16 protein-coding genes are annotated in these 19,655 nt (G+C 37.2%); 11 read left to right on the top strand and 5 right to left on the bottom strand.

Annotated elements, in window-relative coordinates:
• Positions 1 to 507: 507 nt before the first annotated feature.
• Entirely contained in the window at positions 508 to 4,086 is a 3,579-nt protein-coding gene (locus QOX35_RS01465; RefSeq protein ID WP_283685494.1) for a glycoside hydrolase family 2 TIM barrel-domain containing protein, read from the bottom strand.
• Positions 4,087 to 4,368: 282 nt separating this feature from the next.
• Between QOX35_RS01465 and QOX35_RS01460 the strand changes: the two genes are divergently transcribed.
• The 3 genes from QOX35_RS01460 to QOX35_RS01450 all read left to right on the top strand — a co-directional run bounded on the left by QOX35_RS01460 (position 4,369) and on the right by QOX35_RS01450 (position 7,710).
• A complete protein-coding gene (locus QOX35_RS01460) occupies positions 4,369 to 5,085 on the top strand; it encodes a terminase small subunit-like protein (protein ID WP_283685493.1) in 717 nt (238 codons plus the stop codon).
• 256 nt (positions 5,086 to 5,341) lie between these two features.
• A complete protein-coding gene (locus tag QOX35_RS01455) occupies positions 5,342 to 6,205 on the top strand; it encodes an AraC family transcriptional regulator (RefSeq protein ID WP_135105449.1) in 864 nt (287 codons plus the stop codon).
• A 197-nt stretch (positions 6,206 to 6,402) separates the two neighbouring features.
• Positions 6,403 to 7,710 carry an alpha-L-fucosidase gene (locus tag QOX35_RS01450; RefSeq protein WP_283685492.1) on the top strand — a complete coding sequence of 436 codons (1,308 nt, stop codon included), beginning with the start codon at positions 6,403 to 6,405 and terminating at the stop codon, positions 7,708 to 7,710.
• An 85-nt stretch (positions 7,711 to 7,795) separates the two neighbouring features.
• Here the strand turns inward: QOX35_RS01450 and QOX35_RS01445 are convergent, their stop codons facing one another.
• Positions 7,796 to 8,857: a tyrosine-protein phosphatase gene (locus tag QOX35_RS01445; RefSeq protein ID WP_135105451.1), complete on the bottom strand. Its 1,062-nt coding sequence runs from the start codon at positions 8,855 to 8,857 to the stop codon at positions 7,796 to 7,798.
• 228 nt (positions 8,858 to 9,085) lie between these two features.
• Here QOX35_RS01445 and QOX35_RS01440 point away from each other — a divergent pair, with 228 nt between their 5' ends.
• The 5 genes from QOX35_RS01440 (at position 9,086) to QOX35_RS01420 (ending at position 14,112) form a co-directional block, all read left to right on the top strand.
• On the top strand, positions 9,086 to 10,042 hold the full coding sequence (locus QOX35_RS01440; RefSeq protein WP_283685491.1) for a tyrosine-protein phosphatase: 957 nt from the start codon (positions 9,086 to 9,088) through the stop codon (positions 10,040 to 10,042).
• Positions 10,043 to 10,333: 291 nt separating this feature from the next.
• Positions 10,334 to 10,738, top strand: a complete 405-nt coding sequence (locus QOX35_RS01435) for a DUF5856 family protein (RefSeq protein ID WP_006841719.1) — start codon at positions 10,334 to 10,336, stop codon at positions 10,736 to 10,738.
• Between the two features lie 207 nt (positions 10,739 to 10,945).
• A complete protein-coding gene (locus QOX35_RS01430; RefSeq protein WP_283685490.1) occupies positions 10,946 to 11,749 on the top strand; it encodes an N-acetylmuramoyl-L-alanine amidase-like domain-containing protein in 804 nt (267 codons plus the stop codon).
• A gap of 4 nt (positions 11,750 to 11,753) precedes the next feature.
• Positions 11,754 to 12,653, top strand: coding sequence for a CPBP family intramembrane glutamic endopeptidase (locus QOX35_RS01425; protein ID WP_283685489.1), 900 nt, complete (start codon positions 11,754 to 11,756; stop codon positions 12,651 to 12,653).
• 49 nt (positions 12,654 to 12,702) lie between these two features.
• Positions 12,703 to 14,112, top strand: coding sequence for an undecaprenyl-phosphate glucose phosphotransferase (locus QOX35_RS01420; protein WP_283685488.1), 1,410 nt, complete (start codon positions 12,703 to 12,705; stop codon positions 14,110 to 14,112).
• A gap of 7 nt (positions 14,113 to 14,119) precedes the next feature.
• Here the strand turns inward: QOX35_RS01420 and mltG are convergent, their stop codons facing one another.
• Both mltG and QOX35_RS01410 read right to left on the bottom strand, forming a co-directional pair.
• Complete coding sequence (mltG, locus tag QOX35_RS01415) at positions 14,120 to 15,133, bottom strand: endolytic transglycosylase MltG (RefSeq protein ID WP_283685487.1); 1,014 nt, start codon at positions 15,131 to 15,133, stop codon at positions 14,120 to 14,122.
• 22 nt (positions 15,134 to 15,155) lie between these two features.
• Complete coding sequence (locus tag QOX35_RS01410) at positions 15,156 to 16,379, bottom strand: S-adenosylmethionine:tRNA ribosyltransferase-isomerase (RefSeq protein ID WP_283685486.1); 1,224 nt, start codon at positions 16,377 to 16,379, stop codon at positions 15,156 to 15,158.
• 87 nt (positions 16,380 to 16,466) lie between these two features.
• Between QOX35_RS01410 and QOX35_RS01405 the strand changes: the two genes are divergently transcribed.
• Genes QOX35_RS01405 through QOX35_RS01395 form a run of 3 tightly spaced genes read left to right on the top strand, consistent with a single transcriptional unit; the run spans position 16,467 to position 18,453 of the window.
• On the top strand, positions 16,467 to 17,513 hold the full coding sequence (locus tag QOX35_RS01405; RefSeq protein ID WP_283685485.1) for a DUF2027 domain-containing protein: 1,047 nt from the start codon (positions 16,467 to 16,469) through the stop codon (positions 17,511 to 17,513).
• A gap of 33 nt (positions 17,514 to 17,546) precedes the next feature.
• Complete coding sequence (locus QOX35_RS01400; RefSeq protein WP_283685484.1) at positions 17,547 to 18,131, top strand: LEA type 2 family protein; 585 nt, start codon at positions 17,547 to 17,549, stop codon at positions 18,129 to 18,131.
• Between the two features lie 46 nt (positions 18,132 to 18,177).
• Positions 18,178 to 18,453 (top strand): GNAT family N-acetyltransferase, encoded by a 276-nt coding sequence (locus QOX35_RS01395; protein WP_006841727.1) that lies wholly within the window; start codon positions 18,178 to 18,180, stop codon positions 18,451 to 18,453.
• Positions 18,454 to 18,532: 79 nt separating this feature from the next.
• Here QOX35_RS01395 and galE read toward each other — a convergent pair whose 3' ends face one another.
• Positions 18,533 to 19,567, bottom strand: a complete 1,035-nt coding sequence (gene galE / locus QOX35_RS01390; protein WP_135105460.1) for a UDP-glucose 4-epimerase GalE — start codon at positions 19,565 to 19,567, stop codon at positions 18,533 to 18,535.
• Positions 19,568 to 19,655: the final 88 nt, after the last annotated feature.

Below are 19,655 nucleotides of genomic sequence, written 5' to 3'. Positions count from 1 at the left end.
TCTCTATTCTATCGTTCCTCAGATTTGTTTTGCTCAGCTGGCTCTGTTTTGTATCAAAAAAAGCCTTTCTTTCCTTATATATCAGAATCTCAGTTGTTATCATTGTTATACAATAAACGACAAACGGAATAATTATAAAGTACGGAATATATTCTACATTTCCGTTAAAGCTGAAATTACTTAAAGCGAGAATTAGCAAATAAAGGAAAAACACGATGTATGAAGCTTTCTGTATTGTTCTATATTTCTTATACCTTTCCATAATCAGTGGCATTTAATATGTTACAAACTATAAGAAATTGTATTTTCTTAATGATCAAACGAGAAGTATATTCATACGCAATCCTTTCTTTAGAATCGTTTTTAATTTAGGTTAAGAGTAAATATAAGATTTAAAATGCAGATTTACAAATATTTTATAGAGTATTCACAATACGTCATACCCTCAAATAAAAAGGCTTGTAATGAATTTTCACTACAAGCCTTTGCTATTCTGTTAATGTTTGTTTATTCCACTCCTTGTATTCTGAACGAATAACCTAGGTTCTGATTAGCCGGAATCATGTATTGCGGCAGTGGCAGAGGTCCGCAACTTGCGTTACCTAGACCCTGTTGTATACAATCCAGACTTAAATAAACTTCGGGTTTACGGATCTCATTCAATTTGAAATCATGCACGGCTTCCCACAACGCCTGATCGGTGAAATGCAGAGCACTAAATCCTAACCTGTCTTTCGATTGGATTTTAATCCCTTTCTTATTTTGGTCTGTGATGGTAACCCATCTTACATCTTCCCTATTACCCATGCTTTGCGCTCTCACATAGTGCTCTTGCTCCATTCCTTTTGCAGTGGTCTGATATTGCCCTATGTATGCAGAAACCTTTCTGTCCCAATAGTTTTCGTGAGGGCCACGTCCATAATAACGAACATTTTCCATCCCTTCCGGCAATACGACTTGCAAGCCCAAGCGGTGAACAAATGATCCTGCAGAAGTAGACGTGAAATTCGCATCTACATCAATTGTTCCATCTCCGTAGATCGTATACTTTACAGTATATGGGATTCTTACTTCCTTCGAGCTTTTTATTGTAGCTGTAGTGGCAGACAGAATAGTTACAGATTTTTTGTCCGGCGACAGTTGATAACTGAACATCGGTTTGTCATTCTCTGTCGTATAATAGTTCTGATCGGTGTATTTGTCGTTATTCACACTACGGTACCAATTGAGGTTAAATCCGCTTTGGTTGTGTATCATTTCCTTTCCTCCATACTGAAGAGAAGTCATTATACCTGTTTGTGTGTTGAATGCAGTCTTGAAATTACGTCCGCCTATTACAAGGTTATCACCTTGTGTGCTCACTTGTACGTCACTCATCGATGACGTATCAACCGAAGATAAAGGCTGTCTGCCGTTCAGAGCAAACTGTGCTGATGCCATTTCATAACCTGCTTTTTCCCAATTTGTATCGTTCTTTAGCGTGAAGTATATATTCAATAGATACTCGCTTCCGGCATCCATATTTTTATTATATGGGACAGTGATTACCGTTTTTTGGTTCGGTGCTAAGTCTATCGAAGGCATTGTTCCCGATTCGGATTTAACACCATCTTTAAGAACTTCCCATTTTATATTAAACTCATTCAGATTGGTAAAGTCATACTTATTTTCAATCTCAATTTTGCCTGTATTCAACGATAGTTCACGGAATTTGATGTATTGATATATTTTCTTTATCTCCAGCAGCTTTGCTGTAACCCTACGATCGGGAGTTGTTAATCCGTTACATACAAAGTCGAAGTCATTTGGCTTGTCTCCAAAATCACCTCCTAGGTAATATTGATTGTCGGGTTTTCCGTACATGTTCAATCCCTGATCTACCCAGTCCCAAACGCATCCGCCTATCATACGTTGCGATTTGTTTTCTATATAATCCCAATATTCGGCGATGTTGCCCGGAGCATTCCCCATCGAGTGAACATATTCGCACAAGAAATAAGGTTTGTCGGTATCTCTTTGGTCAAAGGCAGCCATACGTGCCAAATCGGGATACATGTGAGAGTCTATATCGGCTACTTCATTCTTGCCTTCATAGTGAACGGGGCGTGATGGATCGAGCAGCTTAGCAACTTTATACATCTCATCAAAGTTGTCGCCATTTCCACCTTCATTGCCCAAAGACCAGAAGATAACGGACGGATGGTTCTTGTCTCGTTGTATCACTCTTTCTATTCGGTCTTTGAATGCAGGAATCCAGCTCGGCATACCACTTATCGAATGATTGCCATGATTTTCGAGGTCGGCCTCATCCATTACATACAATCCGTAGTAATCGTATAAGGCATACATCCTTGGGTCGTTAGGATAGTGGCTTGTGCGTATTGTATTCAGATTATGTTGCTTCATCATCACGATGTCCTGTATCATCGATTCTACAGGCACAGCTTTTCCAAATTTAGGATGGATGTCATGTCTGTTTGTTCCTTTAAAGAAAACCTGTTCATTGTTGATATAAACACGTTTATTCTTTATCTCTATTTTTCTGAATCCAAACTTCGAGGACATTGCTTCCAATACATTTCCATTATTGTCTTTTAGTGTAATGATTGCAGTATAAAGGTTCGGCTTTTCGGCAGACCATAGCGACGGGTTCGTAACACTAGCTTGTATATCATACTCCTGTTCTTGGTTTGCTTTTAATGCTCCAACAGGTTGTGTGATATTTGCCACCTCCTTGCCTTTGGTATCTAAAAGTGATACACCTAGAGTTGTCGCTTGAGAAGCTTTTTTATCATAATTCTTTATCGAAGCTTTCACTTTGAAAAGGGCAGAGCTGTAATCATCACCTTTAAAATCTGACTGTAAGAAGTAGTCACGTACATGTACTTTAGGTGTTGCGTATAAGTACACCGGACGATGAATTCCACTCAGGCGGAACATATCCTGATCTTCTATATAGCTAGCATCCGTCCAGCGATAAACTTCGGCAGCAATGGTGTTTGTCCCTGCTTTAACGTAATTTGTAATGTTAAATTCGGCAACATTGTTCGCACCTTGGCTATAACCTACTTTTTTACCGTTTATCCATACATATATTCCACTATATACACCATCGAAGTGTAAGATGATTTCTTTGCCATCCCAATCTGCCGGAATAGAGAAATCACGGCGATACGATCCTACGGGATTTACTTCTATCTCGTTGGTGTATCCTTTTTGCGGTTGTATAAATGGAGGATTATTCTTGAATGGATAAGTTATATTCGTATAGATGGGTGTTCCGTATCCGTGCATTTCCCAGTTGGAAGGCACAGGTATTTCTTTCCAAGACGAAACATCATAGTTTGTCTTGTAGAAATCTTTAGGACGTTCCGAAGGTTTTTTTACCCAGTGAAATTTCCAATCACCATTCAGAGATAAGTACAAGGACGATGATGGTTCTTCCCAAGGTTTATCGAAGCTTTTATCTTTTTTAAGGCTTTCTACAGAAGGGAAGGGGATATAGGTTACATGTCCGGGCTTTTTGTTTATTGCAAAGATTGTTTCATTCTCCCAGTCGTTTTTACTTGGTTTTAACTTTTCCTCTTTAGGCGGTTTGATATTCGTAGGAACCAGCCTCCATGTTTGAGAAGAGTTTGGAAGTTGCGACAACTGCGCACCGATGGCATCCTCTCCGGTGAAAGCCAGTGCCATTTGGCTCGCTTTATGAATGATGGCAAAAGCACCTGTACCTGTTACATTCAATTGCCATTGCTGGTTTATGTTTGACTTGTTACTATCCCATTGAATGATTGGATTACCATTCCCTGTTGTCGTATTGTTGTTGTCAATACTTTTGTAAATAAAGGGGTTGGAGATCATGTAAGAACCGTTTGTCAACTTTTCTATTTTCCATACTTGCCCTTGGCTGCTCTTTTCATTTTTGGACAAATAAAGAGATGCGGCATTGTCGTGCACGTCTCTGTTATCTACTATAAAACCTGAGGGGCTGACAATCTTGTATAAGATGTTTGGGTTTATTTCCTGAGAGAAGAGTTTTGGGCATATTAACATACTCAGGAAAAAACAAAAATAAATAATTCGCATTCGCTTTAATTTTTAATAAATTCTGTTTTCTGATACTTTAAGGGTGTTTTTTCGAATGTTAAAGATAATATTTATATTCATAATAATACTAACCGCTGCCCCACATTCCCGATATATTGTATATTCTCTCATCAATTCATTTTTCTGGCAACTGTAGGGGCGATCCCTTGTGATCGCCCGAATATAAACGGGCAGAGACAAGCCACTGCTCCTACCTCTTTCGTGCTTATTCATCACTTTTCTAAATAATTATCTATTATAAACAACATTATTATAACAGATATGGCAAAGTACACAGAAAGACTGGCAGAAAAGATTGTCTCGCTAATAGAAGAAGACACATACTCTATCACAGAGATTTGCAAACACCTGAAAATAACCCGCAAATCATTCTATGAATGGAGAGACAAGAAACCCGAGTTTAGAAAAGCAATAGAAGCGGCAATTGAAAGCAGGGATGAGACGCTGGCAATCACTGCCCGCCGATCGTTAAAGAAAAAGCTGGAAGGTTATATCCTCACCGAGATACGAACGACCTATGTGCCTGACAAAGAGAATCCCGACAAACTAGTACTGAAAACCCGGGTAGTCAGACAAAAAGAATATGCCCCCGATACACACGCTATCAGGCTGGTATTGTTGCACAACGAAACAAAGGAAGAAGAGAACAAAGAGCACAGCCAACCCTTAACGATAATCGTACAAGACCCCAAAACGAGAGATAGTTTGAATGAGCTGCGTGAGAAGCTAATGAATAATAATGTACCGGTCGAAAAGAAAATAGAAAAGGAAGAGTTTATTTCTGAACCTACCGAACCGATATCGCATTCTGATAATTTGCAGGATGTACAGATTGAAGAGGAGGACGAAACAATAACCCAAGAGAAAGAAGAATCGGAATATGTCTTTATCAGGGATTATTGCCTCCCTCCGCCCCATCTGTACCGAAAAGTGAAAAGGAGCGAAGTGAAAGAAGGTGACATAATGAGACCGGACTGAAAAGTGTCACTTTTGTCACCTTTTTCTCAAACCATAGCGTAAAAAGAGCAACATAGCGTTTCTTGCAATGCAACAAATACGTGATTCTTTTTTTAATTAGTTAATAGAAAGATTATAGTATGCTGAGGTAATCCGAAAAAGACGATTATAAATCCTTTTTAGTACTTATTAAAAGTTTACATTCGCTTATACTGAAAATTTCTCCTAATAAATGAATATCTTTGCATAAAATCGGGAAATAAAAACGACAACCTGTATGTCTAAAACCGCAGAAAGACCTAAATTTATATTGCTGAATGTCGGTTATTCGGAGCTAAATGCAAACTGGAACTGGAAGTCAGTGTATAGTCCTTTTGCCCGTATATATTATGTAACCGGCGGCAAAGCGATCACATACATCAATGGAGAGCCATTTTCTCTGAAACCGGATCATCTATATCTTGTTCCTCCGTTTACAATGCACGACAATGAGTGTGATAGCTTCTTTTCGCTTTACTATATTCACTTTTATGAAGAAACGGTGAGAAAGGAATCGATATTCGATCAATATGATTTTCCGATAGAAGTTAAATCCGACTCATTAGGCTTAATGCTCAACAAGCGATTGCTTGAAATCAATCCGGGAAGGCATTTGAGGCATTATGATCCCAAACTGTATGATAACCCTCGTACATTTGATCAGTATGTGGCAGATAACAGCAAGATGTCGATACACTCGAGATATGAAACGCAAGGAATTTTGTATCAGCTTATATCCAGATTTTTCACATTAGCTAAAACTAAATCGGATAATAAAGATGTGCGCATAAGCAATACACTCAGGTATATACATGAAAATACAGGGAAGGATATTACATTGGCCGAGCTTGCAAATGTAGCTTGTGTTTCCGAAGATCATTTGATTCGGGTATTTAAGAAAGAAATGAACTGCACACCCCTCAGATATGTGAACATGAAAAAGATAGAAAAGGCTCAACTTCTTCTGCTTACTACCGATATGCCGATAAGGGATGTGGCAATGGAGCTGTCTTTGGATAATATCTCTTATTTCAACAGGGTTTTTAAACATCATATAGGAAAGACTCCCAGCGAATACAGAGAGACATATAATAATTTATAATCAAACGCTTGCCGATCGTTTTTATACTATGTTGAGAAATATAGGTGATAGATAATATCGAATTTGTACTATTGGTTTATCGGAAAAGTAGAAGTGGGTGACACTCTAATTGTTTATTTTTGTATCTACCTCAGGCATATAAAAAGCTCATATTAATTAAATTGAGAATTGACCTTAATGTCTAAAATAAAAACAAAATGAAAAAGTATTTTTTATTGTTTGCTTTAATATTCGTTATGGCAAATTTGTCGGCACAATCGAAAGCCGTAAAACCCGATGTTAAGTGGTTTGAAGATGCCCGCTTTGGTATGTTTGTCCATTTTGGACCTTATAGCGTGCTGGGTGATGGCGAATGGGTGATGAACAACCGCCCGATAAAAACGAATGAATATAAGCGACTCCAAGATTTCTTTAATCCGCAGGAATTTAATGCGGCAGAGTGGGTTCGGATAGCTAAAAGCGCAGGTATGAAATATATTGCGTTTACCTCCCGTCATCATGATAGTTTCAGCAACTGGGATACCAAGCAATCGGACTGGAATATAATGAATACCCCTTATGGCAAGGATATTGTTAGGCAGCTAGCTGATGAATGTCATAAACAAGACATGAAACTTGTATTGTATTATTCGATTCTGGATTGGATGCGTTCCGACTATCAGTATGAAACAGGACGTACAGGAAAAGGATCGGGACGTACAGAAAAAAGTGATTGGAACAGCTATATTAATTTTATGAAAGCGCAGTTGACTGAGTTATTAACCAATTATGGACCAATAGCCGGTATCTGGTTTGATGGTCATTGGGATCAGACAGAACATGAAAATAGAACAGATCAGTCTACTTATGTTGATTGGCATTACCCTGAAATATATGAACTGATCCATCGCCTACAACCTGAATGTTTGATAGCAAACAATCATCACTTACCTCCTTTTGAGGGTGAGAGCTATCAGATATTTGAACGTGATGTGCCGGGCGAAAATAAAGGAGGGCTGAGTGGACAAGAGGTGTCTAAACTTCCGTTAGAAACATGTCAGACCATAAATGGATCTTGGGGGTTTGATATTACTGATGATAAATATAAATCAACAAAGGAACTTTTGCATTTGCTTATCCGTACAGCTGGGACAGGCGCAAACCTATTGTTGAATGTAGGCCCAATGCCGAATGGAAAGATTCAGACGGAATGTGTAGAAAGGCTTCAGCAAATGGGAGAATGGATGGATAAGTACGGATATACTATATATGGTACAAAACAAGGCTTTACCCTCCCTCAATCGTGGGGAGCAATAACCAATAAGGGCAAGACCTATTATATTCACATCCTGGAGAAAGATACTCCGTCCGTTACATTAAACATTCCTAACATAAAGTCGGCGAAGTGGCTGAATGTAGATTCCAAGCTTGTTTGGAATAGAGATAAAAAGACCGGAGATGTGAAATTTACAATCGATGGAAAGCTGGATGATATAAGTTCGATTATAGAAGTAGAGGTAAAATAACAGGCTATAGCAAATACAAAAACGAGACTTGGATTTCTAGTTGATTGCATCCAAGTCTTGTTATTATATAAGTCTATTGTTTCGTTTAGTGCAGTAATATCGCTTTCAGCTTTTTCCTCTTTTCGGGAGTCAGCTTCAATTCATGGAGCATGTAGTCTTCTACCGATCCCCGTTTCTCTCTGATGCAGGAGATACCATATTTCAGATATGCTAAATCTGTTCGTGAAAGCATTGTGAAAGCTTCTTGCCGCGATTCTGAAAGGCTATCAGCATTCCTTACCAGCTTTGTGCGGTCGATCACCATATCTGAAGCCATATAGTCGTCTTCTATTATATCCATAGGTACATCGAGTGCTCTGAGCAGGAAGAATGTAGCCAGCCCCGACTGGTCTTTGCCTAAGTAGCAATGAAAAGCGATCGGGTAATTGTTTTCATCGCATAGGTAGTCGAAGAATTCTGCATACTGACTGGCAAAGTTATTGATCATATCCTTGTATGTGTCCTGTGTATATATAATAGCATCACCACGAAGGAATCGGCCATCCATCACTTTTTGTGATATAGAGTTGTATCCATTATAAGCAATAGGAATGCGGATGTTTTTGAAGGCTGTATATCTTTCTATATTTTTCTTCATTATATCCTCCGACCTGAGGTCGATGACGGTTTTTATTCCTAGGCTACTCATTTCTAAACTGTCATGAGTTGTCATGCGGAAAAAGTTTCCGGAACGGAATATCTTACCCCATCGCACGCGTTTGTTGTCGTTTGTGATGTATCCGCCAATGTCTCTGAAGTTTTGAATACTATCCATTTCAAAGAATCGGTTTGTAACAACCTCAGAGAGTACGCCTGCGACCTTTATGCGGAAATATTTTCGTTTTTCAACAGTGTCCGATTCATTCTTTATAACGGCAATGTAGTCATTCGAGTTGGTTATCAGTTTTGCATTTGAAGGAAAAGAGCTGTCATTATCCGAAACGAATATTTCAACAGGTGTGTTGTCTACTTCGGGATACAACTCCCATTTCAGGATGTAATTTCCTTTACGATCCTGTTCACACATTACTGTCACCGTAGTTGGGTTAGGGGAGCAGTTGTATAAAAATAGTATGCTTATTAACGAACTTATTAGCTTAATCTTCATGAAAATAACTATTTATCACACTGTTGTATTTCAACAAAGATACATTAGTTGTAAATCCTTATCAACACTTTGTGTCTTTTTTGTAAACATTTATCTTTTTTTACATATTCTCTGTTTTAATCGGCCAGTTAGCAATATTTCAACTAATTCTGTATATTTGTCATGGTTTTATAAAAATCCTCTTTAGCATTTGCTATCATTATCAAGAAATGAAACTTTAAGGAATCAATGGATACGGCTATATTAAAGGCGCAAATAATACGTGATAAGTATACTAAAGCCGCAAGTTTCAGACTGGAAACTGAAGGTAATTGGTCCTTATACGCCGGCGATTCATTCGATAGTATAAACCATAAAGAGCCTATACTTATCGGTAATGGTAGTGGGGTATATCCTTTGAATGTGAGCACATCTATTCGTATCTATTTTGAGCTGCATAACAATGGCGAAATTCTAAATCTGTCTGAACGCCATCTCCCAATGGAAGGGTGTTATAATTTTCGGGACTTAGGCGGCTTCAAGACCAAAGACGGTAGATATACTAAATGGGGTAAATTGTTTCGTGCAGATGAATTGTCCAGCCTGACTGAGGGCGATGTCGCTTATTTGGCAAGTATTCCTATAATATCCGTTGTAGACTTTAGGGCACAAGCTGAAACCAAACGTTATCGAGATAATTTACCTTCAACAGTACAATTTACGTATCCCATTGCCATTACTCCCGGTAACCTGAGTAGTGAGGGAATACAAGCGAATCTTCTGAAAACGAATATCGACAGCCATATGAAGCACATGAATCGTCTGCTTGTAAGTGATCCGGCATGTGTGCGAGCTTATCGGATCTTCTTTGCTATTATACAAAATAATCTGAGTGCTCCATTAGTCTTTCATTGTTCTGCCGGTAAGGATAGGGCCGGTATGGCAGCAGCTCTTGTTCTATACGCATTGGGAGTTGATGAAGAAACTATTATGCAAGATTACCTTTCTTCTAAAATATACCTGAGTGATAAATATGATGCATTCATTGCTAAGTATCCACGGGCAGAACCTATTTTTACTGCCAAGCGTATGTTTTTGCAAGCAGGTATTAACCAGATAAAACGAGATTATGGGACTATCATGAATTTCCTTACTAAGGAGTTGAAGGTAGATCTTATAAAGATGAGACGCCTTTACCTAGACTAACGTTCTTCCCTCATTTGATATAAAATCACATCCACTCTAGGGGTAATATATCAATATCTTCCTGAATTATGTTTTTTTAAACATTCAGCACCATAATAGGCTTAATAGAATAAACAAAGAGTTGCATTATATCGTTTTATAATATGCAATGCATTACTTGTATTGAGAGAACGATCATAGGCGACGTCTATGTCAGTATCTAGATATTCAATTGTATATATTTGGAATTCTCTCTTTTTATTATTATATTTGTCTATATAAAAACAATATTAATAAATAAATTTTATCATCATGAGTACTTCAACATTAAAAGAAAAAAAGAATGTATCAGTAAATGCTGATATTGCAAAATTTGTTGGAAAGATGTTTTCTTTCAACAATAGTTTAAAACTTTATCATTGGCACGTTACAGGCAAGGGCAGCTATGCGCAACACATTGCATTAGACCAAGCTTTGGAAGACCTTCTTGACGTTACAGATCGTCTTGTAGAAACATCTTATGCAGTAAAGGGCGATTTGGATATTGTAATTCCTGAAACAGCTAATCCTGCAGACATAGTAAAACATGCCGAGGAGTTCTTCAAATATACTGAATCTCAGAGAGAGTTGTTTGCAGAAGCTTTTACACAGGCAATTATAGATGACTATCAAGAAGCTATACAGCAATTGCTCTATCGTCTAAAACGTCTCCAATAATTGATCAATAGTTTCCGCAATGATAATAATATTGAAAACGGGAGTCTAGAATAATAGACTTCCGTTTTTTCATTTAAAAGAGAAAACGAACATCTTTAATTTCATATATTTGCAAATAGGTAAAAACTATACCTAAGTATTAAATGATAGGTTATGAAATTCTATAGATTTTTTGCTTTGTGTCTTTTAATCATACTTCCTTTTCAAATGAAGGGAGAAAATGGTGTAATATATCAGAAAGAAGACTCTTTGACTTTTGTTCGCTACATTGAGCAATTTAAACCACAGAAAGACCTTCCCTTTAATCAGTTATTGATAAAAACTGCTAAGTTTTTTCTTGGCAAGCCTTATGTTGCATCTACTCTGGAGGCTTCAGACAACGAAACTCTCATTATAAATCTGAGAGAGTTGGACTGTACAACTTTTGTCGAAAATTGTATTGCTCTCACACGTGTCATAAAATCAGAAGATAGTTCTTTCGAAAACTACTGCTCTTGTTTAATCAATATGCGTTATCGTGGTCGAGAAATTAAAGGCTATACTTCTCGTCTTCATTATACAAGTGATTGGATATATGAAAATGAAAGAAACAATCTATTGAGAAATATCAGTACAGATATCGGAGGTAAAATTGTAAATCATCCGCTGAGTTTTATGTCGGGACATCCTCAATCGTATAAACATCTGAAAGATAATGAGGTAAATGTTTCAAAAATGAAAGAAATAGAAAGAGCAGTGAATAACAGGGATAATTATAGAATCATTCCTGTTGAATCTATATCTAAAAATAAAGAAAAAATAGAGAGTGGCGATATTGTTGTATTTGCGACCTCACTTCAAGGTCTCGACTATTCTCATATAGGTATTGCATATTGGCAAAACGGAGAACTTCATTTTATACATGCGTCGAGTAAGCAGAAGCAGGTTGTGATAGAGAAGAAGACTTTGGTTGAGTATTGTGCCGACTCAAAAAGCTGTTCAGGAATAAGTATACTCAGGATCAATAATTAATAAAATGGAGCAAAATAACAAAGGCTTATTATACGGAATGGGTGGTTGGGCCCAACTTTTCTTTTTTATTTTCTTAGCTTTCTCAGGGCTAATATTTACAACTTTAATAATTTCTCTTAGTGGACACTTGGACGAATTGAACCAATCTGTAAAGATTACAAGAATGGCATTGACTGTACAGACTGCATTTTTCTTTATCATACCTTCGCTGGTATTTGCTTTTTTATCACAGAGCAATACTAAAGAATATCTGAAAATAGATGAATCTTACAATGTTACTTTTCTACTATTAGGAGTTTGTTTAATAGTCGTAATACAGCCTCTTATCAATTTTATTGGATACTATAATCAGCAGATCGTATTACCCGAATCGATGTCTGCTATTCAGGCTTGGATGAAAGAGAATGAGCTGGCAGCAGAAAAAACGACAGGTCTTTTATTCCTCGATAAATCAATGGGCGGGCTTATCCTAAATTTATTAATTATTGCAGTGGTTGCCGGGCTCGGTGAAGAGCTCTTTTTTAGAGGGTGTTTGCAGCAAATCATACAAAAAATAGTAAAGAATCAACATTTTGCCGTTTGGATAGCTGCCATCGTTTTTAGTGCAATGCATTTTCAGTTTTATGGATTTATACCTCGTGTATTACTCGGAGCTGTTCTCGGCTATATGTTTGTTTGGTCAGGGACAATCTGGGTTCCGGTTGTGGTACATACTGTAAATAATGTAATAGGAGTTGTACTCGCATTTGTATATTATGGAACACCTCAATACGAAGATTTGAGTGTTTACTCTTTGGAGAAAAATATGTGGATTACGATACTTAGCCTTATTTTTACTGTTATCCTTATAATATTTATGTACAAGAAGCGATATAAGACACCTGAAAATGCGGAATTACGTTAAGTTTTAGTGACAAATAGTTATATTTGCATCTTTATATTTGTATACTGCTATGAATGTAACAGAAGGAAAAGACGGATATGGATTTATGATTGATTGGATAATTCGCATTGGCGATTTACTTCTTATCAACATATTTTTTTTAACAGCATTTTATATCTACCATGAGCCTATACACATGACGACTGTGTATTCCGAAGAGTTCATGATAGCATTTTTGCTTATAAACCTATGCTATTTTTTTGTAGCTTCCTTTGTAAATGTTCAGATTGCAACCAATGTTATATATTTAGATAATATCGCGCAGAAATCTACTATATTTATTGCGCTATATGCATTCTTGGTTACTACCGGATTTTCTGTATTCAACGTAGTTGCTATCCCTGTTATGCCATGGATTATCGGCTTCTTTATCCTTGCTACATCGTTTATTATTTGGCATATTATTTTCAGAATAGCCCTAAAATATTATCGTAGAAAAGGTTACAATTATAGGCAGGTTGTTATAATCGGAGGTGGTACGAATGGGATAAAAATACATGAATCACTATTGTTCAGTGACTTTGGATATAAAGTAATGGGTTTCTTTGACGATAACCCGGATAAGAAAGATGTATTGCCAAATTATTTAGGAAAGGTGTCTGAAGTTAGAGCATATGTTCAGCAGGTGAAGATTGATGAAATCTTCTGTACCTTACCTAATAACAAGGAAGAGACGATAGTGGATCTAATTACTTATTCTGAAAAGAATATGATTCGTTTCCATTTAGTTCCTGAGTTTCATAAATATATAAAGCGGCGTTTTGCTCTAACGTTCTTAGAGTCTACTCCAATTCTTAGTCTTAGAAACGAGCCTTTGCAGCATTTTTCTAATAGATTGGTAAAACGGTCTTTTGATCTTATTCTTTCTGTATTTGTCCTTCTTACAATATTTCCTATTGTCTATATCATATTTGGAACAATAATCAAGGCAACATCGAAGGGGCCGGTCTTTTTTAAGCAGAAAAGAACAGGAAAGGGAGGTAGAGTATTCAACTGTTATAAATTCAGGTCTATGCGCCCGAATAAGGAAGCTGACAAATTACAAGCTACTTCAGGAGATCCGCGCGTGACAAAAATAGGCGCTTTTATGCGGAAAACAAGTATAGATGAATTTCCTCAATTTATCAATGTCCTAAAAAATGATATGTCAGTTGTAGGACCACGCCCACATATGCTTAAGCATACGGAGCTTTACTCTTCTATTATCGATAAATTTATGGTACGCCATTTGGTGAAGCCCGGAATTACAGGGTGGGCACAAGTTACAGGATATAGAGGCGAAACCAGGACTGTTGAAGAAATGGAAGGTCGTGTGGTTAGAGATGTTTGGTACCTCGAAAACTGGACATTTTTCCTCGATCTGAAAATCATTTATCTGACCATTGTAAACGTCTTTAAAGGAGATCAGAATGCTTTCTGATCATTCATTATTTGATTCCTCTAGCATCCAAAGCTTTGATATATAAAGACCTGTTTCTTAAATGCTCCTGATAGTTTGCCGCAAAATTATGATATCCTGAAAAGTCTTCTTTTGCACACATGTACAGATAATCATGTTTTGTATAGTTTAGTACAGCATCTATCCCTTTGATGGATGGAATACGAATAGGCCCCGGAGGCAATCCTTTTACTCTATAGGTATTATATGGAGAATCAATTTCAGTATGCACATTTAAAATACGGCGTAGACTAAAATCGCCAACAGCAAACTTCACAGTAGGGTCTGCTTGCAATACTTGCCCGATGTGTAAACGATTCATATATAGACCTGCAACTTTAGGGTATTCATCCGAATATGTACATTCTTCTTCCACAATAGAAGCAAGCGTAGAAACCTCAACAGGTGTCAGCCCTATTTCTTTTGCCTTCTCTAAGCGATCGTTAGTCCAAAATTTTTCATATTCTTTCTTCATTCGCTGTAGAAAATTATCGATGGTTACATCCCAGTAATATTCGTACGTGTTGGGTATAAACATGGCCACTACAGTTTGAGGATTAAATCCGAGTTCTTTGCATTTAATAGAATCTTCCAGTGTGTTAAGTAAAGTTTCTTTATTTATCATTAGCTGCTCTGAGATGCGTTGAGCTAGATCTTCCTTTGTCCGTATATTATTAAATTTGAGTTTTACCGGAGCTTGATGCCCACTCCGTAAGTCTTTTATTAAATCATATACACTCATGTCCGGCGTTACAGCATAGCGTCCGCTTCTTATATTCGATTTGTAATCTAATAAAAGAGCGAGTATGTCAAAGCTCGAAATGCTTTTTATTTTTGCACTATCCTTTATCTCTTGGTGCAATGTATTATAATCTTTGTCATCATCGATATATAGATATACAGTTTTATCTATATTGAATCCGGTGCTGAAAATCCGGTATCCATAAAAGAATAAACCTATAACAAGAATGGCTAGAATAATATATGTACTTTTCTTTTTCATAAATTTTATTCTTTAGTTTATGTTAATCTTTTAATAATAAAGAACTATCCCCATAACTTAGAAAACGATAATCAGAGGAGAGAGCATGTTCATATATATTTTTCCAATTATTGTTGCCTAAAAATGCTGATACTAACAACAGGAGTGTACTTTGAGGTTGATGGAAGTTGGTTACTATGCCATCTACTATTTTGAACTCATAGCCGGGTGCAATGATAATTTGAGTATCTGCAATCAGCGTGCTTAGTGAATTTGCCTCTAAATAAGCTAAGATATTTTTTAATGCATCCTTTTTTGATAGCCTGTTGTTCGAATCATTGTAAGGCATCCATTGTGATACGTGCACATGTGATTGCTTTTGGTTTTCGAGTGATACTCCCATATAGTAGAGGCTTTCCAGTGTGCGAACGGATGTTGTGCCTACTGCGATTACTTTTCCTTCGAATCTTATTAGCTCTTCAATGAAACTCTTTTGTACGGATATAAATTCAGAGTGCATTACATGATCTCCTATTTCATCCGATTTTACCGGGCGAAAAGTTCCGGCTCCTACATGGAGAGTAACCTCCGCCAGTTTCATGCCCTGCTCCTTCAATGACTTCATGACTTCGGGGGTAAAATGAAGCCCTGCTGTAGGTGCGGCAACAGATCCGTCTATTTTAGAATATACGGTCTGATATGTTTGTTTGTCTTGTTCTTCCGTTGCCCTGTTTAAGTATGGAGGGATTGGTAATTCTCCCACAGCATCAAGCAGCTCTGAAAATGTCACTCCTTGATTATCCCACTCGAAGTCTATAACGTGAGCGTCACCATGAGATCCTGTACGGGTAGCCGTGAAATTTACAATTTGCTCATTTACGTTTATTTGCCGGGTAAGGCTTCCCTCTTTCCACTTCTTTAGGTTACCGATCAAGCATACCCATGAGCATTTTTCAGTTTGTTGAAAATTTAGCTGATAGTCGTTCGGTATACAAGGTTCGAGACAGAATATCTCTATCTGAGCTCCGGTTGTTTTCTGAAAATGAAGCCTTGCTTGTATTACTTTGGTATTGTTGAATACCATAAGACAATTTTCGGGCAGAAAATTATTTATATTACTGAAAACAGTATCGGTTATTTTCTCGTTCTTATATACAAGAAGTTTTGAGTTATCCCGTTTAGTCAGGGGATATTTGGCAATACGGTCATCCGGAAGATTATAATTATAATCTTGAATATGTATTTTTTGAGGGCTGGATATTTCCACTTATTACTTTTTTTATCCGACAAAAATAAGGAACTTTGCGTGAATAAAAAAGCTGAATAATAGCTTAAAAAAGAATAATTAAGATTTATGAAGATCGGAGATAAAGTTCGTTTCCTCAATACTACAGGTGGTGGTGTTGTACGGGGATTTCAGGGAAAAGATATTGTGTTGGTAGAAGATGAGGAAGGGTTTGATATTCCCGTTCTTATCCGTGAGACAGTCTTGATAGAGCCTGCAAACGATATGCAGGTGAGACAATCGACCAAATCTTCTCAGCAAACGTTTGTTCAGCAAACATCAACCATAAAGCAAGAAGAGGAATATAAGCCCGAGGAGACAAAAGAGGGAGAGCTGTTGACTGTCAATCTTGCTTATCTGCCTGTGGATATAAAGAGCCTTAGTAGTACAAACTTTGAGTGCTATCTTATCAATGACAGCAACTATTATCTGTCGTACAACTATATGGGTAGGGCTGAAGCAGGATGGGTTAGTAGAGCTACAGGGGTTATTGAGCCGAATACGAAACTCTTTCTCGAAGAGTTTGAGAAAGCAGAGTTGAATGATATAGAGAAGGTCTGTTTACAGTTTTTTGCGTATAAAAAAGGGAAACCCTATTCTTTAAAAAACGCATATTCTGTTGAACTTCGGATTGATACAGTTAAATTTTACAAGCTTCATAGCTTCAAAGAAAATGACTATTTCGAAGATGATGCTATGCTGTATTCTATTGTTCGTCGCGATTTGGCAGAAAAAGAATTTATTATTTCTCCCGAAGAAATAGCTTCTGCTATGCATGAGAAAGAAGTCTCGCAACGTCCTCGCATACAGCCAATCGTAAAAAAAGAAAAAAGTACAATTATTGAGATTGATTTACATGCGGATGAATTAATCGATAATACCCAGGGGCTGTCTTCTTCTGATATTCTTGAATATCAAATTAACAAATTCAAAGAGGTGATGGATGAAAATAAGCGGAACAAAGGGCAGAAGATTGTATTCATACACGGTAAGGGTGATGGCATACTAAAGAATGCTATACTGAAAGAATTAAGCTCAAAATATAAATCAGCATATTATCAAGATGCTTCCTTCCGTGAATACGGCTATGGAGCAACGATGGTCACTATAAAGTAATTTCGAGAAAATGTAATAATTACAGACTAAAAAATGAAGAAGAAAATCTTATCACTACTTATCATCATGGCTATATTTATTAGTTGTGATAGTGTTCAAAAGAGTTTGTCGGGTACATATAACATGATAAACTGCGAGTATAACTATCAGTCAATCTCGGGTTTGACTGTTTCGGGTATTAATTTATCGAATGGCCTCTCTGTAACTTCTATACCAAAAGTAACCTCTATTTTGAGTGGAAATGCTTCCTCTATTCCTTTGAATTTCACATTAAACCTGGATGTGAAAAATCCGAATACGTCTGCTGCTATGATGAATGGGTTGCAGTACATAATAAGTGTTGACGATATTCAGCTGACTACCGGCTCTCTGAATCAAGCACTGAGTGTTGAAGCCGGACAAACCAAAACCTTGCCTATTGCAATAGGGGTAGACCTGGCAACTCTGATGAAGAATAACTCTAAAGATGCGGTTGTGAACATTGCTAAAAATTTCATCGGTATAGGAAATAAAGAATCTAAGGTCTTTGTACAGCTCAAACCAACATTCCTTATTGGTAATGTTCCTATCACTTCACCATCGTATATACCTTTGGTATTCAATTTTGGAGGGAACTAAACAGAAGGATAGATTGTTTATACTTTGTAATCAAACAAGTGGAAATATGGAATATAATATTAAGCATAATGAACTCAAGAATCGTTTTGAGACAGAAGTAGAAGGTAAGATCGCTCTTGTGGACTATAGAGTGAATGACGGAGTTTATGTGGTGACTCACACCGAAGTTCCAAAAGAGTTGGAGGGTAGGGGTATTGCAGCAGCACTGACTAAATATCTGTTAGACTATGTTCGCGAAAACGGACTGAAAGTTCATCCTGTATGCCCTTATACAAAAGTATATATACAAAAACATCAAGAATATAATGATCTTTTGGCGTAAAGGAAATGTTTATCAAAAAGGATATTAATAAAAAAGCAGCTGATTAATCAGCTGCTTTTTGTATTGTATATTGAAGCGATTACATAATTCCTTTTTCTCTTAGCTTCAATTGCCAATTCCACGCAGACTTTATTGTGTCTTCTATGTTTTCTTTGGCAGTCCATCCTAGTACGGTATTTGCACGTTTAGGGTCGGCCCATATCTTCTCTATATCACCTTCACGGCGACCTACTATTTTATAGTTTAATTTTACACCCGATACCTGTTCAAATACTTTGATAAGTTGCAGAACCGAAACTCCGACGCCTGTACCAAGATTGAATATTTCAACTTTTTCCAGTGATTTCTTTCCTGTCATACGATCTATTGCTATCACGTGCGCTTTTGCCAAATCTACAACATTGATAAAGTCGCGAATGCATGAACCGTCAGGAGTGTCGTAATCGTCTCCAAATACACTTAACTGTTGACGTACTCCTATTGCAGTTTGAGTGATATAAGGCACAAGGTTTTGAGGGACTCCGTTTGGAAGCTCTCCTATTTCTGTCGATGGATGCGCACCTATTGGGTTAAAGTAGCGTAGTATTGTACTTTTTATATCAGCACCCGAGCGTACCACATCTTTTATTATTTCTTCATTTATTTGTTTGGTATTACCATAAGGCGATTCCGCCGGCTTCACCGGGGCTGTTTCGTCTATCGGATTCTTGTCCGGCTCGCCGTATACGGTGCACGAAGATGAGAATACAATGTTTTTGATACCAAATTCAGGCATCAGATCGAGTAGATTGATCAACGAATTCAGGTTGTTTCTATAGTATAGTAGTGGCTTTTGAACCGATTCGCCCACTGCTTTACTGGCGGCAAAGTGTATAATACCATTGATATCCGAATGAGTAGTAAACAATTTTCTCAATCCGTCGATATCGTTGCAGTCCAGTTTTTCAAAAATAGGGCGTATGCCTGTTATGCGTTCAATGCCATCAATGGAATCTGCTGTCGAATTAGATAAGTCATCAATAATAACGACAGAATAGCCTGCGTTTTGTAACTCTACTACAGTATGAGAGCCAATATATCCGGCACCACCCGTAACAAGAATTTTTCCTTTCATTTTCAGTGTTTTTTAATTGAGCCTTAAAGATACAAAAAACATGTTGTTTGCAACTATATAATTCTCTGATCTCAACGAAACTTGTATA

Origin of the sequence: Dysgonomonas sp. Marseille-Q5470 (assembly GCF_951230145.1) — a bacterium.
Classification (GTDB): Bacteria; Bacteroidota; Bacteroidia; order Bacteroidales; family Dysgonomonadaceae; genus Dysgonomonas.
The sequence above is the reverse complement of the archived record's forward strand: the minus strand, read 5'-3'. Positions and strand labels throughout refer to the sequence as shown.

Bases quoted from the DNA above. Each gene is read 5' to 3' on its own strand.
- QOX35_RS01465 (WP_283685494.1), bottom strand. From the start codon at position 4,086: ATGCGAATTATTTATTTTTGTTTTTTCCTGAGTATGTTAATATGCCCA.
- QOX35_RS01400 (WP_283685484.1), top strand. From the start codon at position 17,547: ATGAAGAAGAAAATCTTATCACTACTTATCATCATGGCTATATTTATT.
- QOX35_RS01440 (WP_283685491.1), top strand. From the start codon at position 9,086: ATGGATACGGCTATATTAAAGGCGCAAATAATACGTGATAAGTATACT.
- QOX35_RS01425 (WP_283685489.1), top strand. From the start codon at position 11,754: ATGGAGCAAAATAACAAAGGCTTATTATACGGAATGGGTGGTTGGGCC.
- mltG (WP_283685487.1), bottom strand. From the start codon at position 15,133: ATGAAAAAGAAAAGTACATATATTATTCTAGCCATTCTTGTTATAGGT.
- QOX35_RS01455 (WP_135105449.1), top strand. From the start codon at position 5,342: ATGTCTAAAACCGCAGAAAGACCTAAATTTATATTGCTGAATGTCGGT.
- QOX35_RS01395 (WP_006841727.1), top strand. From the start codon at position 18,178: ATGGAATATAATATTAAGCATAATGAACTCAAGAATCGTTTTGAGACA.
- QOX35_RS01405 (WP_283685485.1), top strand. From the start codon at position 16,467: ATGAAGATCGGAGATAAAGTTCGTTTCCTCAATACTACAGGTGGTGGT.
- QOX35_RS01450 (WP_283685492.1), top strand. From the start codon at position 6,403: ATGAAAAAGTATTTTTTATTGTTTGCTTTAATATTCGTTATGGCAAAT.
- QOX35_RS01435 (WP_006841719.1), top strand. From the start codon at position 10,334: ATGAGTACTTCAACATTAAAAGAAAAAAAGAATGTATCAGTAAATGCT.
- galE (WP_135105460.1), bottom strand. From the start codon at position 19,567: ATGAAAGGAAAAATTCTTGTTACGGGTGGTGCCGGATATATTGGCTCT.
- QOX35_RS01445 (WP_135105451.1), bottom strand. From the start codon at position 8,857: ATGAAGATTAAGCTAATAAGTTCGTTAATAAGCATACTATTTTTATAC.
- QOX35_RS01460 (WP_283685493.1), top strand. From the start codon at position 4,369: ATGGCAAAGTACACAGAAAGACTGGCAGAAAAGATTGTCTCGCTAATA.
- QOX35_RS01420 (WP_283685488.1), top strand. From the start codon at position 12,703: ATGAATGTAACAGAAGGAAAAGACGGATATGGATTTATGATTGATTGG.
- QOX35_RS01430 (WP_283685490.1), top strand. From the start codon at position 10,946: ATGAAGGGAGAAAATGGTGTAATATATCAGAAAGAAGACTCTTTGACT.